This window comes from Pseudoalteromonas sp. 20-MNA-CIBAN-0454, from assembly GCF_040308685.1.
Classification (GTDB): domain Bacteria; phylum Pseudomonadota; class Gammaproteobacteria; order Enterobacterales; family Alteromonadaceae; genus Pseudoalteromonas; species Pseudoalteromonas nigrifaciens.
Genome location: NZ_JBEOOB010000236.1, coordinates 1 through 238 on the forward strand (window position 1 = coordinate 1; position 238 = coordinate 238).

The 238-nt window shown below is 73.1% G+C and carries 1 protein-coding gene; it reads left to right on the forward strand.

The window, feature by feature from the left end; translation table 11 throughout:
• The coding region (locus tag AAEZ22_RS18595; RefSeq protein ID WP_352298571.1) for an aldehyde dehydrogenase family protein at positions 1-238 on the forward strand (238 nt) is incomplete at both ends.

Consider the following 238-nt stretch of genomic DNA (forward strand, 5'->3'; position numbering starts at 1 on the left):
CTACTACGCGGCGCAGATCCGCGGCGAGTTCTCGAACGACACGCACCGCCCGCTCGGCCCCGTGGTCTGTATCAGCCCGTGGAACTTCCCGCTCGCGATCTTCATGGGCCAGGTCGCCGCGGCGCTCGCCGCCGGCAACACGGTGCTCGCGAAGCCGGCCGAACAGACGCCGCTGATCGCCGCGCAAGCCGTGCGCCTGCTGCGCGAGGCCGGCGTGCCGGCCGGCGCGGTGCAACTG